Genomic DNA, 21,233 nt, shown 5'->3' with positions numbered 1-21,233 from the left:
GTCGAGCGCATCGGCGACCACGCGACCAACATCGGCGAGTACGTCATCTACATGGTCAAGGGTTTCAATGTCCGCCATGCCTCGACGGCAGAAATCGAGGCACGCATGGCGAGCGACGAGGGCTGACGAACTGACATCAAGCCTTAACCGGCGGGCAATGCTCCGGTAACGTGCCCGCCGTATCGTCTCCTGGCAAATACAGCACAGGAGACAACAATGACGAACCTCAATACCGAACTCGGCCGCCACGAATCGGCACGACATACGCTCAGCGTCGGGCTGGCGATCTCGGAACGCGAAATTCTCAGCGCGCAAAAGCTGCGCTACCGTGTCTTCGCCGAAGAACTCGGCGCCCGCCTCAACGCCAGGACGCCCGGCGTCGACCAGGACATCTTCGACCCCTATTGCGAACACCTGGTCGTTCGCGACGAGCGTTCGGGGGAAGTCATCGGCTCCTACCGCATCCTTTCACCGGAACAGGCCAAGGCCGTCGGCAGCTACTACTCGGAAACCGAGTTCGACCTCATCCGCCTGCAACACCTGCGCCCGCGCATGGTCGAGATCGGCCGTTCGTGCGTGCATCCCGACTACCGGACGGGCGCGACCATCGCGCTGCTCTGGTCGGGGCTCGCTCAGTACATGATCCACCGCGGCTACGACTACCTGATCGGCTGCGCCAGCATCAGCATGGCCGACGGCGGCCACGGCGCGGCAGCCCTCTTCGACCAGCTCGCCGAGTACATGAGTCCGATCGAATACCGCGTTTTCCCGCGCTGCCCGCTGCCCCTTTCGTCGTTGCGCAACGACCAGCGCATCGCTGTCCCGCCGTTGATCAAGGGTTATCTGCGGGCCGGCGCCTTCATCTGCGGTGAGCCGGCGTGGGACCCGGATTTCAATACGGCCGACCTGCCGATCCTGATGTCGATGGCGAAAATCGCCGACCGCTACGCCAAACACTTTCTCGAGAAGCACCGCACCTGACGCGGCAACGCCCCACAAAACAACTCGGCCCCTCACGGGGCCGAATCGTTTGCGCTGCCAGACGGATCGCCTCAGAGTCTGCGAAAAAAACTCAAAACCCACCACAGAGGCACAGAGAAGAGCGAAAAAACAACCGGTTATCAGCACCGGATGATTCACCCGACGGGGGTGAGCGCCAGCAACGTCGTAAAGCTTTGTTGTTCCTCTGTGTTCTCTGTGTCCCCCAAGGGGATTTCCTGCGCGGCATCTCTGTGGTTCAACTGAGGTTTCAGGATAACACCGCTTCCAAAGGTCTTCTCTGCGAAAACTCTGCGTCTCTGTGGCTCTGTGGTAGGTGTTGCGGCATCTATTCACAACCACTCAGCTGCGCGGCGGTACGAATCCTTCCACCTGATCAGCGCCTTCACCGAAGAAGTGCTTCTCGACCTGTTCGGCCAGGTATTTGCGATGCGCGGCGTCGGCAAGGTTCAGGCGGTTCTCGTTGATGATCATCGTCTGCATGCGAATCCACTGCTGCCACGCTTCCTTCGACACCTGTTCGAAAATGCGCTTGCCGAGTTCGCCCGGATAGGGCGGAAAGTCGAGCGCTTCGGCCTCGCGGCCGAGTTTGATGCAGTTCACCATTCTTGCCATGAAATAGACTCCAGATAACGGATAAGCACGAAAATCGCGATACCGCGGGGATTATACCGCGCCGAAAACACGGAAAATCCCCAAGGTTTACAGGGGTTTGGCAAACACCTTCGAGCGTCGCTGCATGTTGTAGAGCAGGCGCTTTTCGACCGGCAGCTGATCGACCGTCTGATCGACGAAACCGCGCTCCCTGAACCAGTGCGCCGTGCGCGTCGTCAGCACGAACAGGCGCTTGATGCCGACGGCGCGGGCGCGCGTCTCGATGCGTTTCATGAGTTGCTCGCCGTAACCCCAGCGACGGTAGTGCGGGTGGACGGCGAGGCAGGCGAGTTCGGCCTGGTCTTCGCCATACGGATAAAGTGCCGCGCAACCGACGATCATGCCGTCGTGCTCGACGACGGAGAAGCGAGTGATTTCGCGTTCGAGCAGTTCGCGCGAGCGGCGCACCAGCGTCCCGTCCTCCTCCAGCGGCTCGATCAGGGCGACGAGGCCGGCAATGTCGTCCGGTTTGGCGTCGCGCAGGATTTCCAGCGATTCGCGCGTGATGATGGTGCCGACGCCGTCGCGCGAGAACAGCTCCTGGAGAAGCGTCCCGTCCTCGTTGAAGCCGATCAGATGCACGCGGCCGACACCGGAGCGGCTGGCGCGCACCGCGCTCGGCATATAGCGCTTGAGGTCGGGCGACAGCCACTCGCCGAGGGTGATCAGGCGCTCGGCCATGTCGGTCGTCATTTCGTCGAGCAGCTTGCCGTCGATGTCGGTGACGCCCTGGCTATCGGTCAGGAAGATGAGCTTCTCGGCACCGATCGCAACGGCCGTCGCCTCGGCGACTTCTTCCATCGCCAGGTTGAAGATTTCGCCGGTCGGGCTCGCACCCAGGCACGAGAGCAGAACGATGTTGCCGATGCCGAGCTGCGCGCGAATGCCTTCCGCGTCGATCTTGCGCACGCTGCCGGCGTATTGCATGTCGACGCCGTCGAGCACGCCAAGCGGCTTGGCCGTAGTGAAATTGCCCTTGATCACTCGTATCGTGCTGTTAGCCATCGGCGTATCGGGCAGACCTTGCGAGAGCAAGGCGTCGATTTCCAGGTAAACGCTGCCGACGGCGTCGATCACGCAATCGAGCGTCGGCGCATCGGTGATGCGGTATCCGCGATGCGTGCGCGATTCGATGCACTTCTCGCGCAACTCTTCCTCGATCTGCGGACGCGCGCCGTGCACCAGCACCAGACGCACCCCGAGCGCCGCCAGGAGGTTGACATCGTAGGCCAGCGACTTGGCCAGCGCCCCGGAGATCGCCTTGCCGCCGAAGGCAAGGACGAAGGTCTTGCCGCGGAACAGATTGATGTAGGGCGCGACGGAGCGGAACAGCGAAACGAAATGTGCAGAACTCAGTTGTTCGGACATGGACTATTTTTCCTTGGCCTTCTCTTGCGGTTTATCCAGGTTCAGAGCTCGTTCAATGCGCTCGCAGATGGTGCGCAGGATCTTGACACGCGCGAAGCTCTTGTCGTTCGCTTCGACCAGCGTCCAGGGCGCCGTACTGGTACTCGTGCGGTCGACCATGTCGCAGACGGCGGCATGATACGCCGCGCTCTTCTCGCGGTTGCGCCAGTCCTCGGCGGTGATCTTGAAGCGCTTGAATTCGATCTTCTCGCGTTCCTGGAAGCGCCGAAGTTGCTCCTTGTCGCTGATCTGCAGCCAGAACTTGATGACGATCGCGCCGTCGCCGTGCAGTTCGTGCTCGAAATCGTTGATCTCGGTGTAGGCGCGCAGCCAGTCGGCTTCGCTGCAGAAGCCCTCGACGCGCTCGACAAGCACTCGCCCGTACCAGGTGCGGTCGAAGATGGCGACGCGGCCGACACGTGGAATATGCCGCCAGAAACGCCACATGTAGGGCTGCGCGCGCTCTTCCTCGGTCGGCGCAGCAACCGGCACGATCTGGTACTGGCGCGCATCGATCGCGGCCGTGATGCGGCGGATGCTGCCGCCCTTGCCGGCGGCGTCCGACCCCTCGAAGGCGAGAATCAGCGAGCGCTTCTTGAAGTCGGGATGACGCACGAGTTCCGAGAGCCGCCCCTGCCATTTGGCGAGTTGCGTTTCATACGCCTTCTTCTCGAGCTTCTGCGTGAGATCGAGCGCGCTCAGCACGTCAAGGCTGTCGATCTTGCGCGTCATCGGCGGCGCCACCGGAAAATTCTGGTCGCGCGTATCGGCGAGGCGATTCTGCAGCGCGTCGAGGACGATCTTGCCGACGGTCAGCGAGCGATAGCGGTCGTCCGTCCCCTCGACGACGACCCACGGAGCCCACGGTGTGTTGGTCATGCGCAGCACGTGACCGGCGGCTTCCTGCAACTTGTCGTAGGTCTTCAGCCGATCCCAGCTCTCCTTGGTCACCCGCCAGGCGGTGCGCGGATCCTTTTCCAACGCTTTCAACCGCTCCTTCTGCCCTTCCTTTGACAGGTGGAACCAGAACTTGATGACCAGCGCGCCTTCGTTGACCAGCATCGCCTCGAAGCGGTTGATCTGGTCCATGCGCTGGTCGAGATCGCCCTTCGAAAGCTGGCCGCAGATGCGCTCGGCGATCGGGTTCGAGTACCACGAGCCGGCGAAGATGCCGACGCGCCCCTTCGGCGGCAGCGCGCGCCAGAAACGCCACATATAGGGCCGCTGAAGCTCTTCATCGGTTGGCGCCGAGAAGGCAAGTGTCGACAAGTAGCGCGGGTCCATCCACTCGTAGAGCACGTTGATCGTCTCGCCCTTGCCCGCGCCATCGACGCCGCTGATCAGGATGACGACGGGAAACTTGCCGTTCTCGCGCAATTCGAATTGCGCGTCGAGCAAAGCGGCGCGCAAACTTGGCTCCTCTTCGCGGAAGGTGTTCTTGCTGATCTTGTGCCCGAGTTCCGCCGATTCAAACATGACCCTCTCCCTCGCCAAAGTCACCCCATAAACACTGCAGCGCTGCCAATGCCGCCAGTCCCGCCGTTTCCGTGCGCAGAATCCGCGGCCCGAGGCGAACGCCGACGAAGCCGGCCTGCGTCGCCTTCTCCAGCTCTTCCGGCGCCAGCCCGCCTTCGGCGCCGATCAACAATTCGATGCGCGTATCGGCGGTCGGCCGGGGCAGCGCGGCAAGCGTCGCGTCCGCGCCCGGCGCCAGCATCAGGCGCAGAACGTTCGCCGGCGCCGGCTGCGCTAACCAGCGTTCGAGTGATTCGATTTCCGCCACCGGCGGCACGCGATTGCGTCCGCATTGCTCGCACGCGGCGACGGCAACGCCCTGCCAGTGGGCGAGGCGCTTTGCCGCGCGCGCGCCTTCGAGTTTCAGGACGCTGCGCCGAGAAGCGACGGGAACGATCGCCGCAGCGCCGAGTTCGACGGCTTTCTGGATCGTCAGATCCATCTTGTCACCCGACTGCAAGGCCTGCACCAGCGTCACGCTGATCGGCGCTTCGCGCTCGACGGCCTGCCGATCCAGCACGTCTACCGTCACCCGGTCGCGCTCGACCGCGGCTATCCGCGCCGTGCATTCGCCGCCGTTGCCTTCAAACAGGACAACATCGTCACCGACACGCAAGCGCAGGACGCGCGCCGCATGGCGCGCGGCGTTCTCTGGCAGTTCGATGGATGTCCCGGCAGCGAGCGGCACCGGGCAATGGAAGCGGGGAGAAGTCATGCCGACATTATAGAAATATTTGTTACCTTGCCGGCGCGGTGCGATCGCTGCATCAGTTTTCCTGCAGCATCGTCAGTTCGTCGTCGGTATGACGCAAGCGTACCGCGAGCGTGCGCGCCAGCTGCGAGACGAGGACGAAGGCGATCCGCTTGTGCTCTTCGGCAAGATAGTTGAATTTTTCCTGCGTCAGCACGTAGAGTTCGCAATCCTTGGAGACGATGGCGTCGTTGCCGCGTGGCCGATGGTCGAGAAAGGCCAGGCCGCCAAAGAATTCACCGCGACCGAAGGTCGCGATATGGCACAGCCGGTTGCTGCCGCCGACGAGCCCCATGATCCGCACTTCGCCGCTGCGAATGAGATAGAGATTGTTGTCGCCGTCACCGCGCGCGTAGATGGTTTCGCCGGCCTTGCACGCACGCATTTCCATGCATCCCGCCAAGTCGGTCAGCGTATCGGGCTTGCTGCCATTGAATAGCGCAATCTCGTGCAGTTCAAGCGGTGGCAGGCTGTCGTCCACCTTGGCCACATCGCCGAGCAGACGATCCTCGACCCACTCGATCGCCGCTTCGAGCGTCGGCATCAGGATGACTTTCTCGCCGTCCGGACTCAGTCCCGCCAGTTCGAGGAACTCGCGCAGATTGCGGCCGTTCGGCAACCGCTCGCGCACGCTCGAAATCAGCAGCGGCACGCCACGCTCCGAGAGCACGTCGCGCACCTGATTGAGCATGTGCGCAGCCGTCACGTCGACGGACTGAACGCGCTGCATGTCGAGGATCAGGTAATCGGTTGTCGCCAGTTCCGGTTCCAGCGTCTGGTAGAGGCGATGCGTCGTACCGAAGAAGAGGCTGCCCTGCAATTCGAAAATGACGGCCGTATTCCCCTTCTGCTCCAGCCGGTGCATCTCGGCTTCGGGCCTGTACCAGGTCGATGAACGCTGGCCGACGAAGCTCTTGCGCCGAACGACGTTGCCGCCAACCTGTTCGCGCAGGAAGAGGATGATCGAGAGAATGACGCCGGTCGCTGAAGCGGCAATCAGGCCGACGAACAGGGCAACGGCAACGACCGCCAGCACCACCGAAAAATCAAGGACGGTCGCGCGCGATTCAAGAAAGCGCAATGGGTCGGTGTCGATCATGCGCAGGCCGACGACGATCAGCACGCCGCTCAGGGCGGCGATCGGAATCCAGGCGACGAAGGCGCCGAGCAAGAGCGCGACGACGAGCGTCATGACGCCGGCAATGATGCCGGAAATCCGCGTCTCCCCCCCGCTCGACAGGTTGACCATGCTCGCCCCCATCGTCCCGGCGCCGGGCATGCCGCCGATGGTCGAAGCAACCACATTGGCCAGCCCCTGTGCCGCCAGTTCGCGGTTGGGATCGTGGCGCGTGCGCGTCATCTGATCGAGTACGACGCAGGTCTTCAGGGTATCGATCGACAAAAGGGCCGCCAGCGTGACGGCCCCGCCGATCAGCGCCGCCACCTGCGACAGCGTCATCTCGCCGATCTGGTACCAGCGGTCGGTAATCAGCTGGACGTAGCCTTCGCCGGTGGCCCCGAGCGGACCGATCACCAGCAGATTGTCCTGCAGCGTGCGCATCGACGGATCGACGATGGCGATCCCGGCGAAGGTGAGAATACCGGCGACGATACCGACGATCGTCCCCGGCACGGCCTTGGTCAGCCGGGGCGCACCGAGCATGGCCACCACAGTCACGCCGCCCACCGCCAGCCCGCGCAGATCCCAGACCTGCGGATTCATCGCCACCTCGAACCAGCGGCTTCCTGTCGGCGCACCGGCAAACGTCGGCAGCTGCCCTCCGATGATGATCAGCCCGACGCCGCTCAGGTAACCGCTGACAACCGGATAGGGAATGTACTTAATCAACTTGCCGACGCCGAGAAAGCCGATGAGCATCTGCAGCAGGCCGGTGAGGATGCCAAGAACCGTCATCATCAGGACGATGGCAAACGGCTCGACGCCCTGCGTGACCAGCTGCATGGCGAATGCCGTCAGTACCGCCGCGGCTGGCGCACAGGGCGAACTGATCAGACGATCGGTGCCGCCGAAGGTCGGTGCGATCAGCCCGAGCGCCGTCGCCCCCAGAATGCCGGCCAGCGCGCCGAAGGCGGCATGGTGCGGGCTGACCGCCGAGTAAACCGTGACACCGAAAGCCACCGACGCCGGCAGCGCCACCAGCATGGCGGCGAAACCGCCCCAGAAATCACCGGAGTGACGCATCCAGGTTCCAGTAAACTCGCGCATTCGATCTCTCCATCCGCAGGCAGCTTCGAGCAACGCCCTCGCCGATGACTATACCCCAGGCTATGCAAGGTGCGTGTTCCGCACACGCCAGACGCCGGAAAGTCTCATCGATACGACAGAATTTCCTCACACTCGGCCGATGCAGCCGATCAGTATTTGCAATGACGCGGCAAATCGGTCAGAGTGGCAACTGATGTTATCGCCCCAATTCAATCAGATAGGAGCGACCCCAAGTGAAGTCTCAACCACGATCGGATGCGTTTGATGCAGCTGATGCCCCGAACGGGGAATTCAGCGTCTCGCGTCTATGCTCGCGTTTGTGTTTCCCCGCCCGACTTCAACGACAGTGCAACTGTGCACAAACTTGACGGTCATCACAACTTAGTGATGCTTTTCCGGGATAATCGCGCTGCGTACTAAAGCGCTTTCGGAAAAGCCGAAACAACAATTTGCCCCCGTAAATATCGAGGAGTACCCGCTGAATGTCTGATGCAAACAAAACCAACGTTGACGGCGCCACGTTCCGTGCCGAAATCGATGACAAGCTGCTTGACTCGGTAGCGGCCGAGCCCATTACGGCAAACACCAAGGAACTCTACAAGGCCCTCTCGATGGTCGCGCGCGAACAGCTCGCCCGGCGCTGGGTGCAGACGCAGGTCGATGACCGCAATAACAAGTCGCGCCGCATCTACTACATGTCGATGGAGTTTTTGATCGGACGTACGCTGAACAACGCGCTCTCGGCACTCGACCTGCGCGACAAGGCCGACGCTGCCTTCTCGACGGCAGGCGGCCCGTCGCTCACCGACGTCATCGAATGCGAGCCGGATGCCGCGCTCGGCAACGGCGGCCTTGGCCGGCTCGCCGCCTGCTTCCTCGACTCGATGGCGACGCTCGAGCTGCCGTCCTGGGGTTACGGCATGCGTTATGAATACGGAATGTTCGCGCAGTCGATCATCAATGGCGCTCAGGTCGAGCACCCGGATTCGTGGCTAGTCGACGGCACGCCGTGGGAATTCCCGCGCCCGGGCACGCACTTCACCGTGCGCTTCGGCGGTACCGCCGAACACCACGGCGAATGGGCCGAGTGGAACGCGGCCGAAGCCGTCGAGGCGCGCGCGTTCGATTACGTGATTCCCGGCCACGGAACCGATCGCGTCAGCACCCTGCGCCTGTGGAAGGCCGGCGCCCCGGCACAGATCGACCTCAACGCCTTCAACTCCGGCGACTACGCCCGCGCGGCGGAGTTCAAGAACCGCTTTGAGAACATCTCTTGGGTGCTCTATCCGAACGACAGCACGCCGGCGGGCCGCGAACTGCGCCTGCGCCAGGAGTACTTCTTCGTCGCTGCCTCGCTGCAGGACATCCTCTACCACCACATCGAGGAACACGGCCATCTCAACAACCTCGCCGACCAGGTCGCCATCCACCTCAACGATACGCACCCGGCGATCAGCGTCGCCGAGTTGATGCGCCTCCTGTGCGACGACTACGGCATGCTGTGGGCCGACGCCTGGAGCCAGTGCAAGCGCATCTTCTCCTACACCAACCACACGCTGATGCCCGAGGCACTGGAAACGTGGCCGGTCAGTCTGATGCACTACCTGCTGCCGCGCCACATGCGGATCATCTTCCGCATCAACCAGGAATTCCTCAACGAAGTCTCGCTGCGCTATCCCGGCGACATCGATCTGATTCGCCGCGTCTCGCTGATCGACGATGCGGACGGTCACGACGACAACAAGCGCGTGCGCATGGCGCACCTCTCCATCGTCGGCAGCCACCGCGTGAACGGCGTCTCGCAATTGCACTCCGACCTGATGGTGCAAACGATCTTTGCCGATTTCGCCAAGCTCTATCCGGACCGTTTCCACAACAAGACCAACGGCGTCACGCCGCGGCGCTGGCTCGCGCAGGCCAATCAGGGTCTTGCCTCCTTGCTCGACGACCGCATCGGCAAGGCCTGGCGGCTCAACCTTGATCACCTGAAGGAGATCAAGCCGCTGGCCGGCGACGAAGGCTTCCGCGACGCCTTCGCCGCCGTCAAGCATGCCAACAAGGTACGCCTGGCCGACTACGTCCTGCGTGAAACCGGCGTCGCACTCGATCCCTCGTTCATGTTCGACGTGCAGGTCAAGCGCATCCACGAGTACAAGCGGCAGCTCCTCAACGTGCTGCACGTGATCACGCGCTACAACCAGATCCTGCACGGTCTGGCGGACAACACCGCGCCGCGCTGCGTGATCTTCGCCGGCAAGGCGGCCTCGTCGTACTACATGGCAAAGCAGGTGATCCGCCTGATCCACGACGTCGCCAACATGATCAACAACGATCCGCGCGCGACGGACAAGCTGCGCGTCGTCTTCATCCCCAACTACGGTGTATCGGTTGCCGAGCTGATCATGCCTGCTGCCGACCTTTCCGAGCAGATTTCGACGGCCGGCACAGAGGCTTCGGGCACCGGCAACATGAAGTTCTCGTTGAACGGCGCGCTGACGATAGGCACCGAGGATGGCGCCAATATCGAGATTCGCGACAACGTCGGCGCCGAGAACATGTTCATCTTCGGCAACACCACGCCGCAGGTCGAAGCGATCCGCAAGGCCGGCTACAACCCGCGCGCGATCTATCAGCAGAACCCGATGCTCAACGAGACGCTGAACAAGATCGACGGCGGCTTCTTCTCGCCGAGCGAGCGCAAGCGTTACCACGATCTGTTCAACTCGCTGGTCAATTACGGGGATCATTACCTGCTGCTGGCCGACTACGCCGATTACGTTGCCACCCAGGCGCGCGTCGACCAGTTGTATCTGCACCCTGCGGAGTGGTATCGCAAGGCCATTCTCAACGTCGCTGGCATGGGCACGTTCTCGTCCGACCGGACCATTCGTGACTACGCCATCGACACGTGGAACATGGGTTCACTTCTCAAGAAAGCCTGACATGCTGAGCAAAAAAGAAGTCGTCTCCCTTTGCCGTGGAGAACACGGCGACCCTTTCTCTTTACTCGGATTGCATACGGACGCAAAAGGTCGTCTCTGGTTGCGCAGTCTGCAACCCGGCGCCAACGCCGTCTCCGCGATCGATCCGGGCACCGGGCAGGTCATCGTTGAACTGACGCAGCGCAAGATCGACGTGCTGGGCGAGTCGTCCGGCTTCTTCGAGGCATCCATCCTCGGCGGCAACCGCTTCTTTGACTACCGCCTGCGCATCGAGTGGCCCGGCGGCGTGCAGGAAGTTGACGATCCTTACCGCTTCTCAACCGTGCTCGGCGAACTCGACGTCTGGCTGCTCGCCGAAGGCTCGCATCTTCGCCCCTTCGAGCGGCTCGGCGCGCACCTGCGCGAAATCGACGGCGTCAAGGGCACCGCCTTCGCTGTCTGGGCACCCGATGCCCAGCGCGTCAGCGTCGTCGGCGACTTCAACACCTGGGACGGCCGGCGTCATCCGATGCGCCTGCGCCGCGAATGCGGCGTCTGGGAGATCTTCATCCCGGGCATCACGGAAGGCGCTTGCTACAAGTACGAGATTCGCTCGCGCGAGGGCCACGTCCTCCCGCTCAAGGCCGACCCCTACGGCTTCGCCGCCGAACTTCGGCCGTCAACGGCGTCGGTCGTCTGTGCCCTGCCGCAGACGGCAACACGCTCCAGCCTTTCGGCCAACGACCGTTTCCGGGCTCCGGTCTCGATCTACGAAGTGCATCTGGGCTCGTGGCGACGCAACGAAGAAGGCGGCTTCCTCGACTGGCAGCGGCTCACCGAGACGCTGATCCCCTACGCCGTCGGCCTCGGCTTCACGCACCTCGAACTGCTGCCGATCTCAGAGCATCCGTTTGACGGCTCATGGGGCTATCAACCGCTCGGCCTCTACGCGCCCACGGCGCGCTTCGGTTCGCCGCAGGGCTTCTGCGACTTCGTCACCGCCTGCCACGACGCCGGGATCGAAGTCATCGTCGACTGGGTGCCGGCGCACTTCCCGACCGACGAACACGGCCTCGGCCGCTTCGACGGTCGGCCACAATTCGAACACGCCGATCCGCGCGAAGGCATGCACCAGGACTGGGGCACGCTGATCTACAACTTCGGTCGACGCGAGGTCTTCAACTACCTCGTCGGCAACGCGCTGTTCTGGATCGAGCACTACGGCGTCGACGGCTTGCGCGTCGATGCCGTCGCGTCGATGCTCTATCGCGACTACAGCCGCTCGGCCGGCGAGTGGATTCCGAACATCTATGGTGGTCGCGAGAATCTCGAAGCCGTGCATTTCCTGCGCCGGATGAACGAAGTTCTCGGCCAGGAGTGTCCGGGCGCGGCGACCTACGCCGAGGAATCGACGGCCTGGCCGTCGGTGAGCCGTCCGCCGTCGATGGGCGGCCTAGGCTTCCACTACAAGTGGAACATGGGCTGGATGCACGACGTGCTCGACTACATGCAGCACGACCCGATCCACCGCCGCTACCACCACAACCAGCTCACCTTCGGCCTGCTTTACGCCTTCACAGAGAACTTCGTCCTGCCGCTCTCGCACGACGAAGTCGTCCACGGCAAGGGCTCGCTGATCAGCAAGATGTCCGGCGACTACTGGCAGAAGTTTGCCAACCTGCGTCTGCTCTACGGTTTCATGTGGGCGCATCCGGGCAAGAAGCTGCTCTTCATGGGCGGCGAATTCGGCCAGTGGAACGAATGGAACGACGAGTCGTCGCTCGACTGGAATCTGCTTGATTTCCCACAGCATGACGGCGTACGTCAGCTGATTCGCGACCTGAACAAACTCTATCGCGACACGCCCGCCCTGCACGAAATCGACTTCGACCCGGCCGGCTTCGAGTGGATATCGGCCAACGACTCCGACAACTCGGCCCTCGCCTTTGTCCGGCGCGGACTCGATCGCAGCAAGGCCATGCTCTGCGTCTGCAACTTCACGCCGGTCGTTCGCCATGACTACCGGATCGGTGTGCCGGGACCGGGCGTCTACCACGAGCGGCTCAACACCGATTCGCAGCATTACGGCGGCAGCAACGTCGGCAACCCGTTTGGCATGGTGGACGCGGAGCAGATCCCGGCGCACGGTCGCGAGTGGTCGATCGCGCTGACCCTGCCTCCGCTGGCAGCGATTTTCCTCGACTGGGAGCACTGACCATCGATCTTTGTTTGACGACGGGAAGACCGTGGCCACTCGGCTCTTCCCATGATGGAAAGGGCGTCAATTTCGCCCTGTTTTCCGCAAACGCCACGCACGTGGACTTGTGCGTATTCGAAGGTGGCACGATGCGTGTCCTGCCGCTTCCCGAATGCACCGATCAGGTCTGGCACGGCTATCTGCCCGGCGCGACACGGGGTCTGCAGTACGCCTACCGGGTACATGGGCCGGTTGGTGGCGGGCATCGCTTCGATGCGCAGCGCCTGCTGCTCGACCCCTACGCGCGCGAGCTGACCGGTATCTTTTCATACGGCGCCACGGCCGACTCCCCGGATCACCTCAGGGCGTGCGTCGCCAGCGACGATTTCGACTGGCAAGGCGATACACCGCCGGCTGTCCCGTGGAATGATTCGGTGCTCTACGAAATTCACGTCAAGGGAGCGACACAGCGGCAGCCGGACGTTCCCGAAGCTTTGCGCGGCACCTATGCCGGCCTCGCGTCGCCGGCGATGCTCGAACACTATCGCCGCCTCGGCATTACCGCCGTCAACCTGCTGCCCGTTCATTGCTTTCTCGACGAGGAGCGGCTCATCAAGAGCGGGCGCACCAACTATTGGGGCTACAACACCCTCGCCTTCTTCGCACCGGAACCGCGCTATGCCGCACGGATCAACGGTCAATCGCCGGTCGCGGAATTCAAGGAGATGGTGCGAACGCTGCACGCAGCCGGTATCGAAGTCATCCTCGACGTGGTCTATAACCACACGGCCGAAACCGATGAATTCGGCCCGACGGTGTCCTTTCGCGGGATCGACAACGCGAGCTATTACCGGCTCCAACCCGACGATCCGAAGCGCTACGAGAACTACAGCGGCTGCGGCAACACGTTCAATCTTCTGCACCCGCGCGTCTTGCAGCTGGTCATGGATTCGCTGCGCTACTGGGTGGGCGAGATGCACGTCGATGGTTTCCGCTTCGATCTAGCGGCGACGCTTACCCGCGACAGCGGGTTTCTCACCGCCGTACGCCAGGACCCGCTGCTCGCGCGCGCCAAGATGATCGCCGAGCCTTGGGATCTCGGCCCGGGCGGCTACCAGTTGGGCCGCTTCCCGTCCGGCTGGAGCGAGTGGAACGACCGTTTCCGCGACGACGTGCGCGCCTTCTGGCTGACCGGACTGAGCGGCTCGGCTGCGTTGGCGCAACGCCTGTCGGGCTCGAGCGAGATTTTCCGGGGCAGCGGCCGGGCACCACAGGCCGGAATCAACTTCATCACCGCGCACGACGGCTTCACCTTGCGCGACCTCGTCAGCTACCAGCACAAGCACAACGAACTCAACGGCGAGCACAACCACGACGGCCACAACCACAATTTCTCGTGGAACTGCGGCGCCGAGGGCGAATGCGACGACCCGACGGTAGCGCAGCGACGGCGGAACCTGCAGCGCTCGTTGCTCGCCACGCTCTTTCTCGCGCAAGGCGTGCCGATGCTCCAGGGCGGCGACGAACTCGGGCGAACGCAGTCGGGGAACAACAACGCGTACTGTCAGGACAACGTGTTGACCTGGCTCGACTGGCCAGGGTCCGACACCGCACTGCCCGATTTCACCGCAGGGCTGATCGCCATCCGCAAGCGCTTTCCGCAACTACGCCGCGGGCACTGGCTGGACGGCGAGACGAATGATGCGGGAACGCGCGACGTCGTCTGGTGGCATCCGGACGGCCGGGAGATGACGGTGGACGACTGGCATTCGCCGCAACAGGGCGTACTTGGCTTCTTCCTCGCGCCTCCGGATACAACGAAACCCGCCGCGACCGATCCTGCGCCGAGCCTGTTGCTTGTACTGATCAACCGCGAACCCACGATGCGTGCATTCCACCTGCCCGCAGGCAGATGGACACGCATCTGTGACAGCTGCGCCCCGGCGCCTTTCGCCTCGGCGCCGGTCGGCACCGACAGCCTCGTCGCCGCCTACAGCGTGCAACTATTCGAACAGGACTTTCACCATGCCTTTCCCTCGCCATAGCGGCATCCTGCTCCACCCGACCTCGCTTCCCGGACCGCACGGCTCGGGCGATCTCGGCCCGGCCGCCTTCCATTTCGTGGACTGGCTGTCCTGCGCCGAACAGACCTTGTGGCAAGTCCTTCCACTCGGCGGTATCGGCCCGGGCAACTCCCCGTACATGAGCCCATCGGCCTTCGCCGGCAACGAACTGCTGATCGATCTTGCGCAGCTGCGCGATGCAAACTGGCTGCGCGATGCTGAAATCGAACCTCCCTCGAGCTTCAGCGACTCCCGCGTAAACTTCCCGGAAGTGAAGCGCTTCCGTATGGAGCGATTGCGGCGCGCAGCCGATCGCTTCTTCGCCGAAGCGAGCCACGAAACCCGTAGCGCCTACGCCGCGTTCTGTTTCCGCGAAAAGAACTGGCTCGACGACTACGCGCTCTTCATGGCACTCGACGGGCGCTATGGCGGCAATGGAAAGGTCTGGCAGGACTGGCCGGCCCCACTGACCCAACGCAAGCCAAAGGCGTTGGCTGAAGCCTTCGAGACCCACGCCAGCGAGTGTGATTTCTGGCGTTTCTGCCAATGGTGCTTCTTTGGCCAGTGGGCGAAGCTTAAAGCCCATGCCAACCGCAAAGGCATCGAGATCGTCGGTGACATGCCGATCTTCGTCTCCCCGCACAGCGCCGACGTCTGGGCCAACCAGCGACTTTTCGACCTGGAGAGCGACGGCCATCCACGCGTCATCGCCGGCGTCCCGCCCGACTATTTCAGCGCCACCGGACAACGCTGGGGCAACCCGCTCTACAAATGGCGCGAGCACACGAACGAAGGGTATCGCTGGTGGATAGAGCGCATGCGGTCGATCCTCACGCTGTGCGACATCGTTCGCATCGATCATTTCCGCGGCTTCGAGTCTTATTGGGAGATCCCTGCCGACGCGGAGACCGCCGTCACCGGGCATTGGCGCGCCGGCCCCGGCGACTCGCTCTTCGCTGCGCTACGCACCGCGTTCGCCACAACCCACCCGCACGGCCACGAGGCCCATCAGCCCGGCGCCCTCAAGATCATCGCCGAGGACCTGGGCATCATCACCAAGGAAGTCACCGCGCTGCGGACACGACTGGGCCTGCCGGGAATGCGCATCCTCCAGTTTGCCTTCGACGGCCACGCCGACAATCTCTACCTGCCGCACAACTTCGAGACCAACACCGTGGTCTATACCGGCACGCATGACAACGACACGACGCTCGGCTGGTGGAACGGACTCGCGCCGCACGAACAGGACTACGTCCGGCGCTATCTCGGCATCAACGGCGAATCGATCCATTGGGCATTGATACGCGTTGCGTCGGCGTCCGTGGCGTCGATTTCCATCATTCCGATGCAGGACGTCCTCGGCCTCGACTCGCACCATCGCATGAACCAACCGGGCATCGGGACCGGATACTGGGAGTGGCGCTTCAGCTGGCATCAACTGGCCTCCTGGCACGGCGAACTGCTCGCCGACCTGACCCGGTTGCACGGCCGGATCCATGAACGCCGTACCGGCGCAAGCTCCGTTACATCAAGCACCTGAGAGACATTTCCGCGTCAGGCTCGCCGACGCGTTAAAACATTTGCATGTAGTACAATTAGTCCGTTGGTTTAACCAGACCAATATTTTCACCTTGAGAAGGGAACGATCATGGCCGAAACAACTGTTAAATCCACCACCAAGAAGGCGGCGAGCAAGACTGCTGTTACCAGTGCCAAGCCCGCAGCCAAAAAGCCGGCGCCGAGCAAGGCTGCCGAGGCTGCGCCAGTGCAGGAAGAGAAGAAACTGGCGGAAAAGCCTGCGGCAAAGAAACCCGCGGCAAAAAAGGCCGACGCAGCGAACAAGCCAACGGTTGCCAAGCCGGCCAAGGGAATGAAGGTCACCGACGAGCAGCGCTACCGCATGGTTGCCGAGGCCGCCTATTACCGCGCCGAGAGCAATCAGTTCAAGAGTGACCCGCTGCGCGACTGGATCGAAGCCGAGAAGGATATTGCCGCGCTTCTGAACGGCGAGAACTGAGAGCCTCTTTTCGCGAGGTCGAAAATTCCGGCCACCCGCTCGGCCGGAGTCCTTGAACCCTGAACCTGCGCGAAAAGCGAGACACCCACAAAATCCAGTCACCCGATGCCGTCCGGACATCGGACCGCATTGGGCGACGTTGTCTTACAGACTACGATAAAGGCTCTCGTAATTCGCAGCAGAGTCATCCCACGAATAGTCCTGCGCCATGCCTCGGCGCTGCACCCGCTGCCAGGCGTCACGATCGTGATAGAGCGCAACCGCATTGCGAATCCGCTCAGCTAGCGCGTAACGCGAGGCCTCGTCAAACACAAAGCCGGTCGCGCTATCCGAGTAAAGCGCATCGGGCGTCGCGTCGACCACCGTGTCGGCAAGACCGCCAACCCGGCGAACCAGGGGCAACGTCCCGTAGCGCAAGGCGTAAAGCTGGGTCAGGCCACAGGGCTCGAAACGCGACGGCACCAGCAGAACATCGGCCCCGGCCATGATGCGGTGCGACATTGCTTCGTCATACCCGACGAAGACGGCGACATTCTGCGGATTGGCCGATGCTGCATAACGGAAACCAGCTTCGAGGTCACCTTCGCCGGAGCCAAGAACGACCAGTTGCGCGCCCTCGCTGAGGAGCTCCGGCATCGCGGCGAGAAGGAGGTCCATCCCCTTTTGCGAGGTCAGGCGGCTGACCACGGCAAACAACGGCCCGCTGGCGCCATGATCGAGCCCGAACTCCGACTGCAACGCACGTTTGCATTCGAGTTTTCCGGCCAAATCCAGCGCATTGTAGGATTTGGCGATCTCCGGGTCCTCCGGGTTCCAGACCGAATAATCTACACCGTTCAGAATGCCGGACAACGCGGCGCCTCGATCGCGCAAGACCCCCTCAAGCCCACAACCAAACTCCGGCGTGCAAATCTCTCGCGCATAGGTCGGACTGACCGTCGTGATCCGGTTCGAGTAAACGAGGCCGGACTTCATGAACGATATCTTGCCGTGAAACTCGATCCCGTGCGGCGTCAGCTTCCGCGCTGGCAAACCCACTTCCGCATGACAATCGATCGGGAAGATGCCGCGGAAAGCAAGGTTATGAATCGTGAACACGCTCGCCGTCTTGAGACCGGGACTTTGCGCGAGATAAACCGGCACCAGACCGGCGTGCCAGTCATGCGCATGCACCACATCGGGAACCCAATCCGGGTCGAGTTCTCCCGATGCGATGTGCGCAGCAACCCAGCCCAGTAACGCAAACCGCCGGTGATTATCGTTCCAGTCATGGCCATCAGGACCAACGTAGGGGTTGCCTTCGCGTTGATACAGGAAAGGCGCATCGATCACGTAGGCGGGCAGGCCGCTGTCGGGCAGTCTTCCCAACTTCAGGGTAACGACGGCCGCACCAAAAACCGGCCCGATCCGAAGTACGGTCTTGAACTCGACCATGCCCTTCATGATGCCGGGCAAGCCCGGTACGAGAACGCGAACATCGAGCCCGCGTTTCGCCAGCGCCGGCGGCAACGATCCAAGTACGTCGGCCAATCCGCCTGTCTTGACCAGCGGATAGATTTCGGAAGCTACGTGTAGTATGCGCATTGCTTGACAGGCCTCTGGATCAGGTAAGGCGATCGATCATCTGCTGGGTAACCAGCGTGATGCCGTTATCGGTCCGCCTGAAACGCCGCGCATCCTCATGCGGGTCCTCGCCGATGACCATGCCAGCCGGAATGCGCACGGCGTGATCGACGATGCAACGACTCAAGCGCGCGCCCGGACCGATATCCACTTCCGGCAGCAAGACGGACCAATTGACCTTGGCGTACGAATGGACGCGACAGGACGAGAACAGCAGGGAGCGGTTCATCTCGCCGGAGATGATGCAGCCCCCAGAAACGGTCGACTCGATGGCAATCCCGTGCCGGTCAATCTGGTTGTGCACAAACTTGGCCGGCGGCAACTGCGCCTGGTAGGTCCAGATCGGCCAGTTCTTGTCGTAAAGATTGAGCGCCGGATCGGTCGCCGTCAGGTCAACATTGGCCTCCCAATAGGCATCAACCGTACCCGCATCGCGCCAGTAGTCCTCTTTCCCGGGCTGCTCCTCAGGTGCGTGCACGCAGCTTCGGCTGAACGAGTGGGCCTTTGCGACGCCGTTCTTCACCGCGCGCGGGATGATGTCCTTGCCGAAGTCATGGCTTGAGGTAGGATCGGATATATCGCGCAACAACTCGCTATAGAGATACTTGGCATTGAAGATGTAGATCCCCATGCTGCACAGCGAGCGATCGGGCTTGCCTTCCATCGGTGGCGGATCGGCTGGCTTCTCGATGAAGTCGGTGATCCGGCCCGAGGAATCGACCGCCATCACGCCGAAGCCGCTCGCTTCAGCGCGCGGCACTTCGATACAGGCGACGGTGCACTCCGCGCCGCTTTCCGCGTGATCGACCAGCATCGCCGCGTAGTTCATCTTGTAGATGTGATCGCCCGCCAGGATGACGACGTAGTCGGGCGACGGGCTGTAGGTCTCGATGATGTCGATGTTTTGATAGACGGCATCGGCGGTGCCGCGATACCACGACTCTTCATCGACGCGCTGCTGCGCCGGCAGCAGATCAACGAATTCGTTGACTTCGCCACGCAGGAAGCCCCAGCCGCGTTGCAAATGGCGCAAAAGGCTGTGCGACTTGTACTGAGTCACGACACCGATGCGACGGATACCAGAGTTCACGCAGTTGGACATCGCGAAGTCGATGATGCGGAACTTGCCGCCGAAATACACGGCGGGCTTTGCTCGACGATCGGTCAACTCATACAAGCGGCTGCCACGGCCACCCGCAAGAACCAGCGCAACAGCCCTGCCGGGCAACTGAAAAGATCGCATCTCTAACATTTCTCCACCCCCTTGAATAAGCTGTTCGAAACCGACGACATCTGCTACAAATTCAACATCTCAACTGATCACGTCCGGCATCGTCCTGCCGGTAACTTCCGTTATCCGAGCCACTCTATCAGCCAGCGACACGAGCGGCGCCAGCGCCGCCTGGGTCGGAATGTCATGGCGAGCCGGGTCAGCCTCGTAACGCTCGAGGTACACGCGCAGGGTCGCCCCCTCGGTACCGGTGCCCGACAAGCGAAAGACGACCCGCGAACCGTCTTCCAGCAGGATTCTCACCCCCTGCTTGTCGCTACGCGAGCCGTCCACCGGATCGACATAACTGAAGTCATCGGCGCCCTTGACACGCAAGCCGTCAATTTCCGTCCCCGGCAGGGTCGCCAACTTGTTCCGCAGCTCGGCAAACAGCAGCTCTGCCTTGTCCGAAGCGATGCCCTCATAGTCGTGACGCGAATACACGTTGCGCCCAAAGTGCCGCCAGTGCTCCTCAACAATAGTCGCAACCGGTTCGTCGCGCACGGCGAGAATGTTCAGCCAGTACAGGACGGCCCAGAGGCCATCCTTCTCGCGCACGTGGTTGGAGCCGGTCCCCGCGCTCTCCTCGCCGCAAAGCGTCGCCTTCCCGGCGTCGAGCAAGGAGCCGAAGTACTTCCATCCCGTCGGTGTCTCGTAACACGGGATGCCGAACTCGGCCGCGACCCGATCGACGGCACAACTGGTCGGCATGGAACGCGCGACACCCGCCAAACCCTTCGCATAGGCGGGGATCAGCTTGTAGTTGGCAGCAATGACCGCCAGGCTGTCGCTCGGGCTGACGATGAAATCCCGGCCGACAATCATGTTGCGGTCACCATCACCGTCCGACGCTGCACCAAACGACAAACCCAGCCTGGGATCGGCCAGCGCCGCCACGAGGTCAGCCGCGTAGACGGGATTCGGGTCCGGATGACCGCCGCCGAAATCGGGAAGCGGCGTACCGTTTACGACCGTACCCGCTGGCGCACCAAGTCGACCTTCAAGAATCGCGTGCGCATACGGCCCGTTAACCGCATGCATGGCGTCAAAGCGCATCTTGAATTCCGGGCGCGCCAAGAGAGCCGCAATGCGCTCGAAATCGAACAGGGACTCGAGAAGCTCTGCGTAGTCCGCCACCGGATCGATGACGGAAACCACCATTTCGCCGATCTTGGCATCGCCCAGGCAGGCAAGATCGATCGCTTGCGAATCCGTGATGCGATAGCTGCTGATTTCCTGCGTCCGGCGGAACACGGCATCCGTAAACGTCTCGTTCGCCGGGCCACCGTTCCCCATGTTGTACTTGATACCGAAGTCGTCGTCCGGCCCGCCCGGATTGTGGCTGGCCGAAAGGATGATCCCGCCGAACGCCTGACGCTTGCGTATCACCGCGCTGGCCGCGGGGGTGGAGAGTATCCCGTTGCGACCGACCAGCACACGGCCGAAGCCGGCCGCCGACGCCATGCGCAAGATCGTCTGGATGGCAACATCATTGAAAAACCGACCATCGCCACCGAGAACCAGCGTCTGCCCGTCTTTTCCATCCAGGTTGTCAAAGATGGATTGAACGAAGTTTTCAAGGTAACCCG

The 21,233-nt window shown here is 62.4% G+C and carries 14 protein-coding genes; 6 read left to right on the top strand and 8 right to left on the bottom strand.

What is annotated here, in order from left to right; genetic code table 11:
• The first annotated feature begins 216 nt into the window (after window positions 1-216).
• Window positions 217-981, top strand: coding sequence for a GNAT family N-acyltransferase (locus KBA32_RS03630; protein ID WP_294355435.1), 765 nt, complete (start codon window positions 217-219; stop codon window positions 979-981).
• A gap of 360 nt (window positions 982-1,341) precedes the next feature.
• On the opposite strand, the gene KBA32_RS03625 is transcribed toward KBA32_RS03630, so the two are convergent.
• The 5 genes from KBA32_RS03625 to KBA32_RS03605 all read right to left on the bottom strand — a co-directional run bounded on the left by KBA32_RS03625 (window position 1,342) and on the right by KBA32_RS03605 (window position 7,553).
• The gene (locus KBA32_RS03625; RefSeq protein ID WP_294355433.1) at window positions 1,342-1,614 is read right to left on the bottom strand and encodes an oxidative damage protection protein; all 273 of its coding nucleotides are present in this window, start codon (window positions 1,612-1,614) and stop codon (window positions 1,342-1,344) included.
• Window positions 1,615-1,701: 87 nt separating this feature from the next.
• Window positions 1,702-3,021 (bottom strand): amino-acid N-acetyltransferase, encoded by a 1,320-nt coding sequence (gene argA, locus KBA32_RS03620; protein WP_294355432.1) that lies wholly within the window; start codon window positions 3,019-3,021, stop codon window positions 1,702-1,704.
• Between the two features lie 3 nt (window positions 3,022-3,024).
• Window positions 3,025-4,536: a polyphosphate:AMP phosphotransferase gene (pap, locus tag KBA32_RS03615; RefSeq protein ID WP_294355430.1), complete on the bottom strand. Its 1,512-nt coding sequence runs from the start codon at window positions 4,534-4,536 to the stop codon at window positions 3,025-3,027.
• Window positions 4,529-5,290 (bottom strand): 16S rRNA (uracil(1498)-N(3))-methyltransferase, encoded by a 762-nt coding sequence (locus tag KBA32_RS03610; protein ID WP_294355428.1) that lies wholly within the window; start codon window positions 5,288-5,290, stop codon window positions 4,529-4,531. The genes pap and KBA32_RS03610 overlap by 8 nt, the downstream gene beginning before the upstream one ends.
• Before the next feature lie 52 nt (window positions 5,291-5,342).
• Entirely contained in the window at window positions 5,343-7,553 is a 2,211-nt protein-coding gene (locus tag KBA32_RS03605) for a SulP family inorganic anion transporter (RefSeq protein ID WP_294355426.1), read from the bottom strand.
• 482 nt (window positions 7,554-8,035) lie between these two features.
• Between KBA32_RS03605 and KBA32_RS03600 the strand changes: the two genes are divergently transcribed.
• From KBA32_RS03600 to KBA32_RS03580, 5 genes are all read left to right on the top strand, one after another.
• Window positions 8,036-10,495, top strand: coding sequence for a glycogen/starch/alpha-glucan phosphorylase (locus KBA32_RS03600; RefSeq protein ID WP_294355424.1), 2,460 nt, complete (start codon window positions 8,036-8,038; stop codon window positions 10,493-10,495).
• 1 nt (window position 10,496) lies between these two features.
• On the top strand, window positions 10,497-12,689 hold the full coding sequence (gene glgB / locus KBA32_RS03595) for a 1,4-alpha-glucan branching protein GlgB (protein WP_294355422.1): 2,193 nt from the start codon (window positions 10,497-10,499) through the stop codon (window positions 12,687-12,689).
• Window positions 12,629-14,716, top strand: coding sequence for a glycogen debranching protein GlgX (gene glgX, locus KBA32_RS03590; RefSeq protein ID WP_294355420.1), 2,088 nt, complete (start codon window positions 12,629-12,631; stop codon window positions 14,714-14,716). The genes glgB and glgX overlap by 61 nt, the downstream gene beginning before the upstream one ends.
• Window positions 14,697-16,274 (top strand): 4-alpha-glucanotransferase, encoded by a 1,578-nt coding sequence (gene malQ / locus KBA32_RS03585; RefSeq protein ID WP_294355418.1) that lies wholly within the window; start codon window positions 14,697-14,699, stop codon window positions 16,272-16,274. The genes glgX and malQ overlap by 20 nt, the downstream gene beginning before the upstream one ends.
• 108 nt (window positions 16,275-16,382) lie before the next feature.
• The gene (locus KBA32_RS03580) at window positions 16,383-16,751 is read left to right on the top strand and encodes a DUF2934 domain-containing protein (protein WP_294355416.1); all 369 of its coding nucleotides are present in this window, start codon (window positions 16,383-16,385) and stop codon (window positions 16,749-16,751) included.
• A gap of 144 nt (window positions 16,752-16,895) precedes the next feature.
• On the opposite strand, the gene glgA is transcribed toward KBA32_RS03580, so the two are convergent.
• The 3 genes from glgA to KBA32_RS03565 all read right to left on the bottom strand — a co-directional run.
• Window positions 16,896-18,335, bottom strand: coding sequence for a glycogen synthase GlgA (glgA, locus tag KBA32_RS03575; protein WP_294355413.1), 1,440 nt, complete (start codon window positions 18,333-18,335; stop codon window positions 16,896-16,898).
• A 19-nt stretch (window positions 18,336-18,354) separates the two neighbouring features.
• A complete protein-coding gene (gene glgC, locus KBA32_RS03570; protein WP_294355410.1) occupies window positions 18,355-19,617 on the bottom strand; it encodes a glucose-1-phosphate adenylyltransferase in 1,263 nt (420 codons plus the stop codon).
• A gap of 69 nt (window positions 19,618-19,686) precedes the next feature.
• Window positions 19,687-21,233, bottom strand: a 1,547-nt coding sequence (locus KBA32_RS03565; protein WP_294355407.1) for an alpha-D-glucose phosphate-specific phosphoglucomutase, incomplete at its 5' end; no start/stop codon positions are given.

The sequence above is a fragment of the Propionivibrio sp. genome (assembly GCF_017995515.1).
Taxonomy (GTDB): Bacteria; Pseudomonadota; Gammaproteobacteria; order Burkholderiales; family Rhodocyclaceae; genus Propionivibrio.
Note: the sequence above shows the minus strand (reverse complement) of the source record. Positions and strands in the feature narration are given on the sequence as shown.

Bases quoted from the DNA above. Each gene is read 5' to 3' on its own strand.
- KBA32_RS03630 (WP_294355435.1), top strand. From the start codon at position 217: ATGACGAACCTCAATACCGAACTCGGCCGCCACGAATCGGCACGACAT.
- KBA32_RS03625 (WP_294355433.1), bottom strand. From the start codon at position 1,614: ATGGCAAGAATGGTGAACTGCATCAAACTCGGCCGCGAGGCCGAAGCG.
- argA (WP_294355432.1), bottom strand. From the start codon at position 3,021: ATGTCCGAACAACTGAGTTCTGCACATTTCGTTTCGCTGTTCCGCTCC.
- pap (WP_294355430.1), bottom strand. From the start codon at position 4,536: ATGTTTGAATCGGCGGAACTCGGGCACAAGATCAGCAAGAACACCTTC.
- KBA32_RS03610 (WP_294355428.1), bottom strand. From the start codon at position 5,290: ATGACTTCTCCCCGCTTCCATTGCCCGGTGCCGCTCGCTGCCGGGACA.
- KBA32_RS03605 (WP_294355426.1), bottom strand. From the start codon at position 7,553: ATGCGCGAGTTTACTGGAACCTGGATGCGTCACTCCGGTGATTTCTGG.
- KBA32_RS03600 (WP_294355424.1), top strand. From the start codon at position 8,036: ATGTCTGATGCAAACAAAACCAACGTTGACGGCGCCACGTTCCGTGCC.
- glgB (WP_294355422.1), top strand. From the start codon at position 10,497: ATGCTGAGCAAAAAAGAAGTCGTCTCCCTTTGCCGTGGAGAACACGGC.
- malQ (WP_294355418.1), top strand. From the start codon at position 14,697: ATGCCTTTCCCTCGCCATAGCGGCATCCTGCTCCACCCGACCTCGCTT.
- KBA32_RS03580 (WP_294355416.1), top strand. From the start codon at position 16,383: ATGGCCGAAACAACTGTTAAATCCACCACCAAGAAGGCGGCGAGCAAG.
- glgA (WP_294355413.1), bottom strand. From the start codon at position 18,335: ATGCGCATACTACACGTAGCTTCCGAAATCTATCCGCTGGTCAAGACA.
- glgC (WP_294355410.1), bottom strand. From the start codon at position 19,617: ATGCGATCTTTTCAGTTGCCCGGCAGGGCTGTTGCGCTGGTTCTTGCG.